This is a genomic window from Romboutsia sp. D33t1_170424_H2 (assembly GCF_015669105.1).
GTDB lineage: Bacteria > Bacillota > Clostridia > Peptostreptococcales > Peptostreptococcaceae > Romboutsia_C > Romboutsia_C hominis.
The window spans coordinates 288,152-304,194 of record NZ_JADOZQ010000003.1 but is presented as its reverse complement, the minus strand read 5'-3'; the positions used below and the strand labels follow the sequence as shown (position 1 = coordinate 304,194).

Below are 16,043 nucleotides of genomic sequence, written 5' to 3'. Positions count from 1 at the left end.
TACCTGGTTGATAGGTCGAAGGTGTAAGTGCAGTAATGTATTTAGCTTATCGATACTAATAGGTCGAGGACTTGACCAAAATAAAATGATTAACTCTAGATGGTATACAGTTTTGAAAGTACTAATAAAATTAAATATGCGGGTGTAGCTCAATGGTAGAGTTCCGGCCTTCCAAGCCGGCTGTGAGGGTTCGATCCCCTTCACCCGCTCCAAATAAAGATTATGTGGTTATTATAGCAAAGAGGATACACCTGTTCCCATACCGAACACAGAAGTTAAGCTCTTTAGCGCTGATGGTACTTGGGGGGTGACCCCCTGGGAGAGTAAGACGTAGCCACGTAATCTTTTTTATTGATAAAGACACACAAAAATGTAAAAAGAGATATGAATTTAATTCATATCTCTTTTTATTTATAATGAAATTATAAATGATTATTATTATATATTTAATTAAAATAGTAAGTGACTTATAAGAGTAAATAAAAACAATCATTTTAATCCTTTTACAACATGAAAAATATTTATAAAAATATCTAAGTATTTATGAATATTTTTTGTAAAGCAGGAGATAATTATAATGTAAAACTTAATATAAATAAATTACTCAATCTCCCCCATTTTAAAAAGGTCTCTATCCCCCATAGAGGCCTTTATTTTTTTATAAAATATAGTGAATTAAAGCAGATTACATATACATTCATTAACAATATCATAAATAGTTAAGCAAGCAGATTCAAATTAACACTACTGCTATATAATGACATTATATAATTCTTCATTAAATAAAAGTTGAATTTCATATCGTTAAAAGACTTATATAAATAAGGTTGAAATCGTAGGATAGTGGGTAATATATAAAGAATATATTACGACAAATGGATGATTTATGTAAATTTTATTAAATAAAGCACAAGATATATATAGATATATGTTATAATTAAATGGTAAAGAACGAATGTTCGTGAGAGAGGAGTGATATTGTTGGAATTTAAATTAAAATCGGAATTTAAGCCTACGGGAGATCAGCCTGAGGCTATAAAGTCAATAGTAGATGCTATAAATAACAATGAAAAGTTTTCTACTCTTCTAGGGGTAACAGGATCTGGTAAAACCTTTACTATGGCTAATATTATAAAAAACGTAAATAAGCCAACATTGATATTAGCTCATAATAAAACATTAGCAGCTCAATTATACAGTGAATTTAAAGAGTTTTTCCCGGAGAATGCAGTAGAATACTTTGTAAGTTACTACGATTACTATCAGCCAGAAGCATACGTAGCTCATAGTGATACATATATAGAAAAAGATGCAAGTATAAATGATGAAATAGATAAGCTTAGACACTCTGCAACAGCAGCAATATTAGAAAGAAGAGATGTTATAATAATTTCATCTGTATCCTGTATATATGGATTAGGGGATCCAGAAGACTATAGACAACTTATGGTATCTCTAAGACCAGGAATGGAAAAGGATAGGGATGAAGTTATAAAGAGATTAATAGATATACAGTATGAAAGAAATGATGTTAACTTTGTTAGGGGTACTTTTAGAGTTAGAGGAGATATTTTAGAAATATTCCCTGCAAGTAATGATGAAAAGGCTATAAGAATAGAATTTTTTGGTGATGAAATTGATAGAATAACAGAAATAGATTATGTTACAGGTAAAATGGTAGGGGTGAGAAATCATGTAGTAATATTCCCGGCATCTCACTATGTAACAACACCAGAAAGAATAGAAAAAGCTATAGTTGAAATAGAAAAAGAGCTTGAAGAAAGAATAAATGAATTTAAAGACAATGATAAATTACTAGAGGCTCAAAGAATTGACCAAAGAACTAGATATGATATAGAAATGTTAAAAGAAATAGGATTCTGCCAGGGTATAGAAAATTACTCAAGACATATAACAGGCAGAAAGCCAGGAGAGAAGCCATATACATTAATGGATTTTTTCCCAGATGATTATTTAATAATAGTTGATGAATCTCATGTTACAGTACCACAAGTAAGAGGTATGTATGCCGGAGATAGATCTAGAAAAGGTTCGCTTATAGATAATGGATTTAGATTACCATCAGCTTATGATAATAGACCTTTAAATTTTGAAGAATTTGAAGAAAATATTAATCAAATACTATTTGTAACTGCAACACCAGGACCATATGAGATACAACATTCAACAACTATAGCAGAACAAATAATAAGACCAACAGGTTTACTTGATCCTATAATAGAAGTTAGACCTATAGACAATCAGATAGATAATTTAGTAGGTGAAATAAATAAGGTAATTGAAAAGAATGAAAGAGTTTTAATAACAACTCTTACTAAGAAAATGAGTGAAGATTTAACCAACTACCTTAAAGAAATTGGTATAAAGGTCAAGTATTTGCATTCAGATATAGATACTCTTGAAAGAGTAGAGATTATAAGGGATCTAAGATTAGGTAAGTTTGATGTATTAGTTGGTATAAACTTACTTAGAGAAGGATTAGATATTCCAGAAGTTTCCTTGGTGGCGATATTAGACGCAGATAAAGAAGGATTCTTGCGTTCTGAAACATCATTAATACAAACTATAGGACGTGCAGCTAGAAACTCAGAAGGTAAAGTTATAATGTATGCAGATAGAATAACTAGGTCTATGCAAAGTGCTATAGAAGAAACAAAAAGAAGAAGAGAAATACAATCACTATATAATAAAGAGAATAATATAACTCCTACAACTATTAAAAAGAGTATTAGAGATGCTATAGAAGCTACGAAAGTCGCTGATGAAGAAGTTATATACGGAGTTAAAGAAACTGATGATATAGATGAAATAAAAGCTAATATAGCTAAATTACAATCAGAGATGATGGAAGCAGCTCAAAATTTACAATTTGAAAGAGCAGCAGAACTTAGGGATAAGGTAAAAGAATTAGAAGAAAGGATAGAAATTAATGGAAGATAAAATCATAATAAAAGGCGCAAAAGAGCATAACTTAAAAAATGTTAATATAGAACTTCCGAGAAATAAATTTATAGTATTTACTGGATTATCAGGATCTGGTAAATCTTCTTTAGCTTTTGATACTATATATGCAGAAGGTCAAAGAAGATACGTTGAGAGTTTGTCAGCTTATGCTAGACAATTCTTAGGTCAAATGGAAAAACCAAATGTAGAATATATAGAAGGATTATCACCAGCTATATCTATAGATCAAAAAACAACATCTAAAAATCCTCGTTCTACTGTGGGTACAGTAACAGAAATATATGATTATTTAAGATTATTATTTGCTAGAGTAGGAGAAGTACATTGTCCTACTTGTGGTAAATTAATTAGTCAAATGACAGTCCAAGAAATTGTTGATAAAATGATGGAATTTGAAGAAAGAACTAAACTTCAAATATTATCACCAGTAGTAAGAGGTCAAAAGGGAACTCATAAAAAGATACTAGAGAATATAAAAAAAGAAGGATTTGTCAGAGTTAGAGTTGACGGAGAAAACTATGAAGTTACAGATGAAATAGAATTAAATAAAAATCAAAAACATAATATAGAGGTTGTGATTGACAGAATAGTTATAAAAGATGGAATAGAGGCTAGACTAGCAGATTCAATAGAAACAGCTATAAAATTATCTGATGGTCTTGTTATTGCTCAAATAATAGGTGGAGATGAAATACTTTACTCAACTAAATTTGCATGCCCAGAGCATGGAGTAGGTATAGAAGAACTATCTCCAAGAATGTTCTCATTTAACAGTCCATTTGGAGCATGTGATGCTTGTAATGGTTTAGGAGAAAGTAGAGAAGTAGACCCAGATTTAGTTATACCGAATAAAGATTTATCTATAAAACAAGGTGCTATAGCAGCGTGGGGTTCTGTAAGCACAAGTGATGATACATATTATAGTAAAATGGTTAGAAGTTTAGCAGAACATTTTAACGTATCACTTGATACACCATTTAAAGATTTGCCTGAGGAGTTTGTTCAAGAGTTACTTTATGGAAAAGACAATGTGATAGTTGAATTTATATTTGAATCAAAGTTTGGAGGAAGAAGAGAATATAGAGCGCCATTTGAAGGAGTGATAGTTAATTTAGAGAGAAGATATAGAGAAACTAACTCAGAATATTCAAGAGAAAAAATAGAAGAATTTATGGCTGAAACTCCTTGTCCAAAATGTAAAGGAGCAAGACTTAAAAAAGAAGTATTATCAGTATTAGTAGACAACAAAAATATAATGGATGTAACTAATTTTTCAGTAAATGAGCTTATAGATTATATAGAAAATATCAATTTAAGTGAAAAGCAAAAGTTTATAGCAAATGAAATACTAAAAGAAATAAGAGGAAGAGCAGCTTTCTTAAGAGATGTTGGTTTAGATTACTTAAACCTATCAAGAAAAGCAGGAACTTTATCAGGAGGGGAAGCACAACGTATAAGACTTGCTACTCAAATAGGTTCAGCTTTAGTTGGAGTTTTATACGTACTAGACGAGCCAAGCATAGGGCTTCATCAAAGAGATAACGATAGATTAATAGGAACATTAAGACATCTTACAGATATAGGTAATACTCTTATAGTAGTAGAACATGATGAAGATACAATGAGAGAAAGTGATTATATAGTAGATATTGGTCCAGGAGCTGGGGTACATGGAGGTAATATCGTTGCACAAGGTACTTTAGATGAAATATTAGACAATGAAAATTCTATAACAGGACAATATTTAAGCGGTAAAAAACAAATTACTATACCAGAAGAGACTAGAGAAGGAAATGGTAAATACTTAGAAATAGTTAAAGCTACTGAAAATAACTTAAAGAATATAAATGTAAAGTTCCCTTTAGGTAAATTTACTTGTATAACAGGAGTTTCAGGTTCTGGTAAAAGTACATTAATCAACGATATACTTTACAAAGGAATAGCTGGAAAGATAAATAGATTAAGAGAAAGACCAGGAAAGCATAAAGAAATAAAAGGGATAGAAAATATAGACAAAATAATAAATATAGACCAAAGTCCAATAGGAAGAACACCTCGTTCAAATCCTGCAACCTATACGGGTGTATTTGATATGATAAGAGATTTATTCGCATCAACTAATGAAGCTAAAGCTAGAGGATATCAAAAAGGAAGATTTAGTTTCAATGTGAAAGGTGGAAGATGTGAAGCTTGTAAAGGTGATGGTATTATAAAAATAGAGATGCACTTCTTACCAGATGTGTATGTACCTTGTGAAGTATGTAAGGGCGAAAGATATAATAGAGAAACACTACAAGTTAAATATAAAGATAAAACAATAGCTGATGTATTAGATATGAATGTTGAGGAAGCTCTTAAATTCTTTGAAAACATACCTAATATAAAAAGAAAATTAGAAACATTAATGGATGTTGGACTTTCATATATAAAATTAGGACAACCATCTACACAATTATCAGGTGGAGAGGCTCAAAGAATAAAACTTGCTACAGAATTAAGTAAAAGACCAACAGGTAAGACTTTATATATATTAGATGAACCTACAACAGGACTTCATATGGCAGATGTAGACAAGTTAATACAAGTACTTCAAAGATTAGCAGACACAGGTAATTCAATAGTAGTTATAGAGCATAACTTAGATGTTATAAAAACTTGTGACTACATAATAGATTTAGGACCTGAAGGTGGAGATAAAGGTGGTCAAATAGTTGCCACAGGGACACCAAAAGAAGTATCTAAAGTTGAAGGGTCTTACACAGGGATGTTCTTAAAGAAATATTTTGAATAAATAAGTGAAATGAACTCAGTGAATTTTAAGTAACAGACGTGGATGAGTGAATTTAAAAGAATATATAATAATTTTAATAAAATTAATTTTTTATTTAGCCAATTTTGTAATTTTAATTGCAATATTGGCTAAAACTATATAAGTAATATTTAGAATTGTAAGAAATTTAACATATATGTAAAAATATGTTAAAATATAAATGAGAAACTTAGACAAAAAAGGAGATGATTTATATGTCAGCAAAAAAGAAATCTAAATTCTCATTTCCAACAGCCTACACTGTAATACTTATAGTAATGCTATTAGTGTTAGGACTTACTTATGTAATACCTTCAGGAAAGTATTCAAAATTACTTTATGATGCTGAAGCAAACGTATTCGTAATAGAATCGCCTACAGGTCAAGTATCAGAAAAAAAAGCAACTCAAAAAACACTGGATGAACTAGGGGTAAAAACTAATCTAAGTAAATTTACAGATGGTTCTATAAGTAAACCAGTGGCAATACCAGGGACTTATGAACAACTACCAAAAGAAAAACCAACAGTATTTAAAGCATTAACAACATTTTTAAATGCACCTATACAAGGTTTATATGATTCAATAGATATAATTGCTTTCGTTCTTGTAATAGGTGGTATAGTAGGAGTAATAAATAAAACAGGAGCATTTACAGCGGGTATAAGTGCTTTATCAAGAAATCTAAAAGGAAAAGAAGCTTGGTTAATAGTAATAATAACAGTAATAATAGGAATAGGTGGAACAAGCTTTGGATTAGCAGAAGAAACAATAGCATTTTATCCAATAGTAGTGCCGATATTCTTGGCAGCAGGATATGATGCATTAGTAGCAATTGCAGCAATATATCTTGGTTCTTGTATGGGAACAATGGCATCAACAGTAAATCCTTTTTCTACAGTTATAGCATCAAATACAGCAGGAATTGATTTTACAAGTGGAATGCCTTTAAGAATATTTATGTTAGTTGCAGGTCTTGCAGTTTGTATATTCTACACAGTTAAGTATGCAGAAAAAGTAAAAAAAGACCCAAGTCAATCATTAATATATTCACAAAAGAAAGAATTAGAAGATCACTTCCTAAAAGGTCATAATGAAGAAAATGTACCTGAGTTTACATGGGGAAGAAAATTAATGTTATTAATATTTGCATTATCATTTGTTGTAATGGTATATGGTGTAAAAGAATTAAAATGGTCATTTAAAGAAATGACATCATTATTCTTATTTGTAACATTCATACTAGCTATATTTGCAAAACTTAGTGAAAAAGAATTTGTTTCTGAATTTGTTGCAGGAGCAGCAGATTTACTAGGAGTTGCACTAATAATTGGTCTTGCGCGTGGTATCACTATAATAATGGATGGTGGTATGATAAGTGATACTATATTATATGGATTAAGTAATGTAGTATCAAATATGAGTGGTATAGTATTCTCAACAGTAATGTTCTTTGTTTATATATTACTAGGATTCTTTATATCTTCATCTTCAGGACTTGCAGTTTTATCAATGCCTATAATGGCACCTCTTGCAGATGTTGTTGGAGTAAACAGAGACGTAATAGTAAGTGCATATCAATTTGGACAAGGACTTATAAGTTTTATAACTCCTACAGGATTAATACTTGCATCACTTGCTATGGTAAATGTAACTTATGATAAATGGCTAAAATTTGTAACACCATTAATTATAATGATATCAGTACTTGCAATAGTAGTACTTGGTATAGGTGTAATTATATAGATTAATACTAAAGGAGTGTTTTAAAATAATTTTTGAGATTTATTTTAAACACTCCTTTTTAATAAATTCTAATAACTGATTTTAATAGAAGAGTGTATATTATAACATACATTACATAGTCTAAAAGTATCAAAATGAGCTATCTCTTTTGGAGATAGCTCTATATGAAAAAGAGGAATTAATTACTAGTAATTTCTTTTGCAGAAAGTTCTTTTTCGTAACCTGCTATTTCAGATTTTGATGCATATATAAAATGTCCAGGTCTTATTTCTACCCATTCAGGATTTTCAGTAGAATAGTCATGAATACTTGGATCATATTTTATACGGACTCTGTTTTTTTCATAATCAGGGTCTGGTAAAGGTATAGCAGATAGTAAAGATTTAGTATAAGGATGAAGTGGATTTTCATACAATTCATCAGCAGTAGTAAGTTCAACTAACTTACCTTTATGCATAACCCCTATTCTATCGCTTATATATTTAACCATTGAAAGGTCATGGGCGATAAATAGATAAGTTAAGCCATTTTCTTTTTGAAGCTTTCTAAGTAAGTTAACAACTTGTGCTTGGATAGAAACATCTAGTGCAGATATAGGCTCATCAGCAATTATAAATTTTGGTTGTATAGCTAGAGCACGAGCAATACCTATACGTTGTCTTTGCCCACCAGAGAATTCATGAGGATATCTACTAGCATGTTGTTCATTAAGCCCTACAGTTCTTAACAACTCATAAACTTTATCTCTTCTTTCTTCTTTAGTTTTACATAGGCCATGTACATCTAAACCTTCGGCAATTATATCAGTAACAGTCATACGAGGATTTAGACATGCCATAGGATCTTGGAATATCATTTGCATATTTTTATTTACATGATTTTTCTCATCTTTTTTCAATTTTTTAGAAGAGATATTTTTACCATCAAATTCTATTTCTCCACTAGTTGGATCATAAAGTCTTATTATAGCTCTACCAGTAGTAGATTTACCAGAGCCAGACTCCCCAACCAAACCAAATGTTTCACCTTCATATATTTCAAAAGAAACATCATCAACAGCTTTAACAGTAGTATTTCTATCTATTCTAAAGTGTTGTTTTAAGTTTTTAACTTTTAATAGAACTTTTTTACTCATCTGCTTTCACCTTCTTTCTACCTACGTTATTAGGTCTTTCAATCTTTGGAGCCAATGGATGTAATAACCATGTAGCTGCATAGTGTGTATCGCTAACTTTAAACATAGGTGGTTCAGCTAAGTGATCTATTTTAAGAGCGTAATCACTACGAAGAGCAAATGCATCTCCTTTAGGAGGGTGCATTAAATCTGGAGGAGTTCCAGGTATATTATATAAATCATTATCTCCTATATCTAAAGTTGGCATAGAACCTAAAAGTCCCCAAGTATACGGATGCTGAGGATTATAGAATATATCATTAGTTGTTCCATGTTCTATGATTTTACCAGCATACATAACTGCAACTCTATCAGCCATATTAGCAACAACTCCAAGGTCATGAGTTATAAATATAAGGGCAGCTCCGGTTTTTTCCTGAAGAGCTTTCATAAGCTCTAATATTTGAGCCTGTATAGTAACGTCTAATGCAGTTGTTGGTTCATCTGCTATTAGAACTTTAGGATTACAAGCTAAAGATATAGCTATTACTATACGCTGTCTCATACCACCTGAAAATTGATGAGGATATTGTTTAAACCTTTTTTCAGGTTCAGATATACCAACTAAATCTATAAGTTCTATAGCTTTAGCCTTAGCTTCTTCCTTACTAAGACCTTGATGCTTAATAATACCTTCCATTATTTGTTTTCCTATGGTCATAGTAGGATTTAAAGAAGTCATAGGGTCTTGGAATATCATTGCAATATCTTTACCTCTTAATTTTTCCATCTCAGGTTCACTAAGTTTAGTTAAATCTTTACCGTTAAATAATATTTCACCATCTTTTATATAACCATTTGCAGATAGTATTCTCATTATAGTTTTACAAGCAACGGATTTACCAGAACCAGACTCACCAACTATAGCAAGTGTTTCACCTTTATGTAAGTCGAATGTAACGCCTCTAACAGCTTGAACTTCTCCACCATATGTATTGAAACTAACGCACAGGTTTTTAACTTCTAATAATTTTTCCAATCAACTCATCTCCCTTACTAATTATTGATTACGCATTTTAGGGTCAACAGCATCTCTTAGACCATCAGCTAATAAATTAAGAGCAAATATCAAAGAACAAACTACTATTGATGGGATAAACATCATATATGGGTAGCTTTGTAATGATTTAAATCCTTCATTTATTAATACACCAAGTGATGCTTGAGGTGGTTGAAGACCTAACCCTATAAAACTTAAAAATGCTTCATAAAATATTGCTTGAGGTAGTGAGAACATGATCATTACCACAATAGGACCAATAACATTAGGGAAAAGATGTTTAAAAATAACTCTAAAATCAGAAGAACCTAAAGTTTTAGAAGCTAATACAAACTCTTGATTTTTAAGTCTAAGTACATGAGAACGAACAACTCTAGCCATACCAGTCCACCCAGATACAGCCATTGCTAAAGAAATTGATAATATACCTGGATTAAATACCATTATGAAAAGTGTAACAATAACCAACTGAGGAATACCTGTAATTATCTCTATTATACGTTGCATTACAAGGTCTACTTTACCTCCATAGTAAGCAGATATACCACCATAAGCAACACCTATAAGCAAATCAAAAATAGCTGCTAAGACTGCTATGAATAAAGAAACCCTAGCACCAGTCCACGTACGAGTCCAGATATCACGTCCAAGTGCATCTGTACCAAATAAATAGTTTTCTTTTATATTTTTCTCAGCATAAACGTCAACACCATTTGAATCTTTACCATCCATTATACCTAAAGAAGATACTATAGGCATTTTAGGTGGAATCTTAACGTTTCTTATGTTTTGAGATTTATAATCATATTTAGAAAAAATAGGTGCGAATATAGCCATTAACACTATAGTAAAAAGTATTATTAATCCAACTACAGCCCCTTTATTTTTAAATAATCTTTTTCGAGCATCTTGCCAAAAAGTTAGACTTTCTCTAGTAATAGCTTCATTATCTCCTGACTGTATAGGAGTAGGTTCAAATAAATCAGCTGTTAACTCTACTTCTTGACCATCAATTATTACTTTATCAACCATTTTATTTACCTCCTGCCAAACGGATTCTTGGATCTATTACACCGTAAAGTATATCTACTATTAATATAACTGCTATGTAGAATGCACTATAAAGTATAGCAACCCCTGAAATTATGAATAAGTCATTTATAGATATAGCATTAACTAATAAGTCACCTATACCAGGTACAGCAAAAACTTTTTCTACAACTAAAGAACCTGTAAGAAGTCCTGCAGCTAAAGGACCTAATATAGTTATAACAGGAATTAATGCATTTCTAAGAGCGTGCTTTAAGATAACTGTGGATTTTTTTAAACCTTTTGCTTTAGCAGTAATTATATAATCAGAGTTTAGAACTTCAACAAGTTCTGTTCTAGTAAAACGAGCAACGTTTGATATTGTAAAAAATGAAAGTGCAATTGATGGAAGAATAGTCCAAACATATCTAAAATCTGAACCTAAAGGAACTCCCCAAGCTATAGGTAGTATTTTTAATTTACTTGCAATATACAATTGGAGTGAAGCTGCAAATACAAATGATGGAACAGAAACTCCTATTACTGAAAGTATAGTACAAGTATAGTCCCAAATAGTATTTCTCTTAAGTGCAGCGACAATTCCAAGTGCTAAACCTATGAAGGTACCTAAAACTAAAGATTGAGCACCTAACATAGCAGAAGGGCCTATACGACTGGCAATGATATCTTCGACTTTCTTATTAGATTGTTTAAATGAAATGCCAAGGTCACCTTTGAACACACCTGTAAGATATCTTACATATTGGACTGGAACAGGATCATCTAATCCATAAGTAGCTTCCAGTCTAGCAATTTGTTGAGGATTTAACTTTTGTTCATTAAATGGACTGCCTGGAAGAAGTCTTACCAAGAAAAATGTAACTGATATGACTATAAATAAAGTTATAAACATATATGCAATACGTTTTAATACATAGCGAAACATCGCTACCCCCCCTTTTTTGAATTTTTAATTAAAATCACTAGTTTTAAGTGATATAGAATCTAAGTATAATAATTAATTTAGTTTTATATAATTATGATATAAACATAAAACTTATACCAATAGTAATTGTTGATATTAACAAACCAGATATTAATAAACTATTTGTAAGATAAAAGCTATTTTCTCTATTAACGTAATCTTCAATTGTCATGTTAATATCTTCTGTTAATACGCCTTTTCTTCTTTGAAATTCTTGACTTAATTTATTAAAAGAGAAAAGTGTGATATTAAAAAATCCTTTTTCCCAAACGAAACATAATAGTCCGAAAAGGAAATAAATCATACCAACAATAAATGCACAATTTAAAAATGAATATGCACTAAATTTGTTGATAATTGAATATAATAAACTGATAATAGCATTAATTGCAAGAAGTTGCAAAGTATTTTTCATATTTGAACCGCCTTTCGAGCTTGTTTATTATTTTAATTGTAGTAGCATAATAAAGTATTTTCAAGTTAAAATTAATATTTTCATATAAAAAAATTTTTTTAATTAAAAAATCAGAAAATTTAAAAAAACAAATGATTTTTATTATAACATGTTATATAATAAACTTTAAATATATGAGTTTATTTGTAAATTGGATATAGGGGAGGATGTTTACTATGTTTTTAAAAAGAAAAATATCAGTATTAGCAACAATAGCATTAGTAAGTTCAAGTTTACTTGTTGGATGCAGTAGCACAGGAGGATCTAGCTCTAGTGGTGGAGGAGAAGCTACTTCAGAAGAAGTTCTTGCAAATAAAAATGCAAGAAATGCTATAGCTATGGCTATAGATAAGCAAGCCTTATGTGATGTTATATTAAATAATGGATCAATTGCATCTGATACATTTACACCATCTAACTTAGCATTTGACAACGGAAAAGATTACGCAGAGTACACAAAAGATAAAGGTGTAACTTATGATGAAGAAAAAGCTAAAGAAGCATGGGCAAAAGCTAAAGAAGAAGTTGGATTTGATACTGTTACACTTGAGTTATTAACTTTCGACCATGACTCAGGAAAAAGAACAGGTGAATTTATCCAAGCAGAATTATCTGATGCATTAGAAGGATTAAATGTAGAAGTTAAAAATCTTCCTTTCAAGCAAAAGTTAGCAGAGGAGACAGCTGGAAACTTTGACTTAGCTTACTCAGGATGGGGAGCTGACTATCCAGATCCATTAACATTCCTACAAACAATGCAAACTGGAAACCAATTCTCTAAGCAAGTTGGATATAAAAGTGATGAATTTAATAAATTAGTAGATGAAGCTACAAAAGCAGAAACTACAACTGAAGCATATGAAAAATACGCACAAGCAGAAGAATTAATGTTATCTGATGGATTCTTAGCTCCAATTCAACAAAAAGGAAGAACTTATTTAGAGAAGCCTTATGTTTCAGGAATAATAAATTATTCTTGGGGAGCTGACTATGATTATAGATATGCAGATGTAGATAAACCAGAAAAAGTTCTTAATATAGATATAAGTTCAGATATACCTACAATGGACCCAAGTAAAGCAACAGACGTTTCATCTTTCACAGTTATGAATAATACTATGGAAGGATTAACTAGAATAGATAAAGATGGTAAAGTTGAGCCAGGTGTGGCTGAATCTTGGGAAGTTTCTGAAGATGGATTAACTTGGACTTTCAAGTTAAGAAAAGATTCTAAGTGGTCAAATGGAGACCCTGTAACAGCTAAAGATTTTGAGTATTCTTGGAAAAGAACTTTAAACCCTGATACAGCATCTGAGTATGGATACATAATGAATGATATAGCAGGGGCAGCAGAAGCAGCTGATAAAGGTTCAGAAAATGTAGGGGTTAAGGCTGTTGATGATTATACATTAGAAGTTAAATTAAACAGAAAAGTTTCTTACTTCCCTGAATTAGTATCATTCCAAGTATTCTTCCCACAAAATCAAAAATTTGTTGAAGCTCAGGGAGATAAATATGGTACTACAGCAGATACTCAAATATATAATGGACCATTTACTTTAACAAATTGGAAAGTAGAAGATCAATATACTATGGAAAAAAATCCTAACTATTGGAATAAAGATATAATCAAATTAGATACTATAAATACTAAAGTAGTTAAGGAAACTAGTGCTTCAGTTAACTTATATGAAGATGGTCAAATAGATAGATGTCTATTAGATTCTGACTTTGTTGATAAATATAAAGATAGTAAGGAAGTTCACAACTACGGTCAAGCGTCTACATTCTTCTTACAAGTAAATGGTGGGAGAGGAGCTTCTAAATAAAATAAATTAAAAGCTTTATAATGTAGCCTAAGTACTTTAATAATAAATAATTTTAAAAAATTTAAAAGTAAATATATTGATTTTGCTAAAGCGTAGGTATAAATTAGTTTTGACTGTTTTATATCTACGCTTTTAATTTTAATAAAATAATCTATGGGAATAATTTATTTTTTTAGGGTATAATTCTAATATGAAAATATAAAAGTGGAGGTAATAAATTGTTTGACATACAGGATCATTTAAAGAAACTTCCAGCACAACCTGGTGTATATTTAATGAAAGATAAGTTTGATAATATTATATATGTAGGAAAGGCTGTATCCTTAAAAAATAGAGTAAGACAATATTTTCAATCATCTAAAAATCATCCTTCAAAAGTAAAGTCTATGGTTAAAAATATATATAAATTTGAGTATATTATTACAGATTCAGAATTAGAAGCACTTATATTAGAATGTAATCTGATTAAGCAATATAGACCTAAATATAATGTTTTATTAAGGGATGATAAAACATACCCATATATTAAGGTAACAACTAATGAAGATTTTCCTAGAGTATTAAAAGTTAGAAGAGTACTAAAGGATAAGGCAAGGTATTTTGGTCCATATACTAATACAACAGCAGTGAATGATACATTAGAGATAATAAGAAATACTTATCCAATAAGAACTTGTAATATAGATATAGATAAAGCTATAAAGAACAAAATGAGACCATGCTTAAATATGCATATAAAAAAGTGTGTAGGCCCATGTACAGGAAATGTAAGCAAGGAAGATTACAATAAAATGATAGAAGAAATAATACTTTTCTTATCAGGTAAAGAAGAAAAATTAATTGAAATACTGACTGAGAAAATGAATAAATGTGCTATGGAATTTAATTTTGAAGATGCAGCTATGTACAGAGATAAAATTAGAAGTTTAGAAGAAATGATGCAAAAGCAAAAAATAGATGCCACTACATCAGACTTAAATCAAGATGTTATAGCAATGGCAAGAGCACATGATGAAGCTTGTGTTCAAGTATTCTTTATTAGAAATGGTAAAATAGTAGGTAGAGAACATTTTATATTAGAAGGGGTTATGGAAAGTGAGAGAGCATCTATATTATCATCCTTTGTTAAGCAGTTTTACATGGAACAAGAGTATATACCAAAGGAATTAATAATAGAAGATGAAATAGAAGACAGTTTTATACTAGAAGAATGGTTATCTGCTAAAAAAGGGCAAAAAGTTACTATAAGGGTTCCTCAAAAAGGAGAAAAGAAAAATCTAGTAGAAATGGTAAGAAAAAATGCTGTAGAATATCTTGAGAAATTTTCCGATATGAACAAGAGAAAGTACGAAAAAAGTATTGGAGCTTTAGATGAGTTAAAAAATATATTAGGATTAGACAAAAGACCAAAAAGAATAGAGTCCTTTGATATATCAAATATACAAGGTGTAGACTCTATTGGTTCTATGGTAGTATTTACTGATGGAAAAAAAGATAAAAAGGAATATCGTAGATATAAAATAAAAACAGTTATAGGTCCTAATGATTTTGATTCTATGGCAGAAATAGTAGAAAGAAGATTGAAGTATGGAGATTTACCAGATTTAATTCTTTTAGATGGAGGAAAAGGACAAGTTAGTGCAGTAAAAAAAGTTTTAGAAAGATATAATGTAGAAATACCTCTATGGGGAATGTATAAAGACGATAAACATAGAACAAAGGGACTTATTTCCCAGGAAAAAGAGATTGAACTAGATAAAACATCTAACTTGTATAGATTTGTCGCAAGTATTCAAGAAGAAGTTCATAACTATGCTATAACATATCACAGAAGTTTAAGAAATAAATCTTTGACAAAATCAGTTCTAGATGATATACAAGGAATAGGGGAAAAAAGAAAAAAAGCTCTATTAAATCACTTTAAAGATATAGAATCTATAAAAAAAGCTAACATTGAAGAATTATTAGAAGTGGAAGGAATGAATAGAGCAGCCTGTGAGAATGTTTACAATTATTTCAGAAAGGGATAATAA

10 protein-coding genes, 1 tRNA gene and 2 rRNA genes are annotated in these 16,043 nt (G+C 30.4%); 8 read left to right on the top strand and 5 right to left on the bottom strand.

Going from position 1 to position 16,043, the window contains the following annotated elements; all coding sequences use genetic code 11:
* The 6 genes from I4U66_RS06120 to I4U66_RS06095 all read left to right on the top strand — a co-directional run.
* Positions 1-79, top strand: a 23S ribosomal RNA gene (locus I4U66_RS06120); the annotation flags it as partial.
* Positions 80-138: 59 nt separating this feature from the next.
* Positions 139-212: transfer RNA gene (locus tag I4U66_RS06115), tRNA-Gly, on the top strand.
* A gap of 11 nt (positions 213-223) precedes the next feature.
* Positions 224-340: ribosomal RNA gene (rrf, locus tag I4U66_RS06110) — 5S ribosomal RNA — on the top strand.
* Between the two features lie 641 nt (positions 341-981).
* Positions 982-2,961 carry an excinuclease ABC subunit UvrB gene (gene uvrB / locus I4U66_RS06105; protein WP_092922272.1) on the top strand — a complete coding sequence of 660 codons (1,980 nt, stop codon included), beginning with the start codon at positions 982-984 and terminating at the stop codon, positions 2,959-2,961.
* Positions 2,951-5,776, top strand: coding sequence for an excinuclease ABC subunit UvrA (gene uvrA, locus I4U66_RS06100; RefSeq protein WP_195928600.1), 2,826 nt, complete (start codon positions 2,951-2,953; stop codon positions 5,774-5,776). The genes uvrB and uvrA overlap by 11 nt, the downstream gene beginning before the upstream one ends.
* A 233-nt stretch (positions 5,777-6,009) precedes the next feature.
* Positions 6,010-7,539: a YfcC family protein gene (locus tag I4U66_RS06095; RefSeq protein WP_092922278.1), complete on the top strand. Its 1,530-nt coding sequence runs from the start codon at positions 6,010-6,012 to the stop codon at positions 7,537-7,539.
* Between the two features lie 178 nt (positions 7,540-7,717).
* Here I4U66_RS06095 and I4U66_RS06090 read toward each other — a convergent pair whose 3' ends face one another.
* The 5 genes from I4U66_RS06090 to I4U66_RS06070 form a co-directional block, all read right to left on the bottom strand.
* A complete protein-coding gene (locus I4U66_RS06090; protein WP_166504685.1) occupies positions 7,718-8,674 on the bottom strand; it encodes an ABC transporter ATP-binding protein in 957 nt (318 codons plus the stop codon).
* The gene (locus I4U66_RS06085) at positions 8,667-9,692 is read right to left on the bottom strand and encodes an ABC transporter ATP-binding protein (RefSeq protein WP_092922284.1); all 1,026 of its coding nucleotides are present in this window, start codon (positions 9,690-9,692) and stop codon (positions 8,667-8,669) included. The genes I4U66_RS06090 and I4U66_RS06085 overlap by 8 nt, the downstream gene beginning before the upstream one ends.
* Before the next feature lie 21 nt (positions 9,693-9,713).
* A complete protein-coding gene (gene opp3C / locus I4U66_RS06080) occupies positions 9,714-10,745 on the bottom strand; it encodes an oligopeptide ABC transporter permease (RefSeq protein ID WP_092922287.1) in 1,032 nt (343 codons plus the stop codon).
* Position 10,746: 1 nt separating this feature from the next.
* Positions 10,747-11,688: an ABC transporter permease gene (locus I4U66_RS06075; protein ID WP_092922290.1), complete on the bottom strand. Its 942-nt coding sequence runs from the start codon at positions 11,686-11,688 to the stop codon at positions 10,747-10,749.
* A gap of 91 nt (positions 11,689-11,779) precedes the next feature.
* Positions 11,780-12,142 (bottom strand): DUF3899 domain-containing protein, encoded by a 363-nt coding sequence (locus I4U66_RS06070; protein ID WP_195928599.1) that lies wholly within the window; start codon positions 12,140-12,142, stop codon positions 11,780-11,782.
* Between the two features lie 215 nt (positions 12,143-12,357).
* On the opposite strand from I4U66_RS06070, the gene I4U66_RS06065 reads away from it, so the two are divergent.
* Positions 12,358-14,010 (top strand): ABC transporter substrate-binding protein, encoded by a 1,653-nt coding sequence (locus I4U66_RS06065; RefSeq protein ID WP_176698630.1) that lies wholly within the window; start codon positions 12,358-12,360, stop codon positions 14,008-14,010.
* A 218-nt stretch (positions 14,011-14,228) separates the two neighbouring features.
* Positions 14,229-16,040: an excinuclease ABC subunit UvrC gene (gene uvrC, locus I4U66_RS06060; protein ID WP_092922299.1), complete on the top strand. Its 1,812-nt coding sequence runs from the start codon at positions 14,229-14,231 to the stop codon at positions 16,038-16,040.
* Positions 16,041-16,043: the final 3 nt, after the last annotated feature.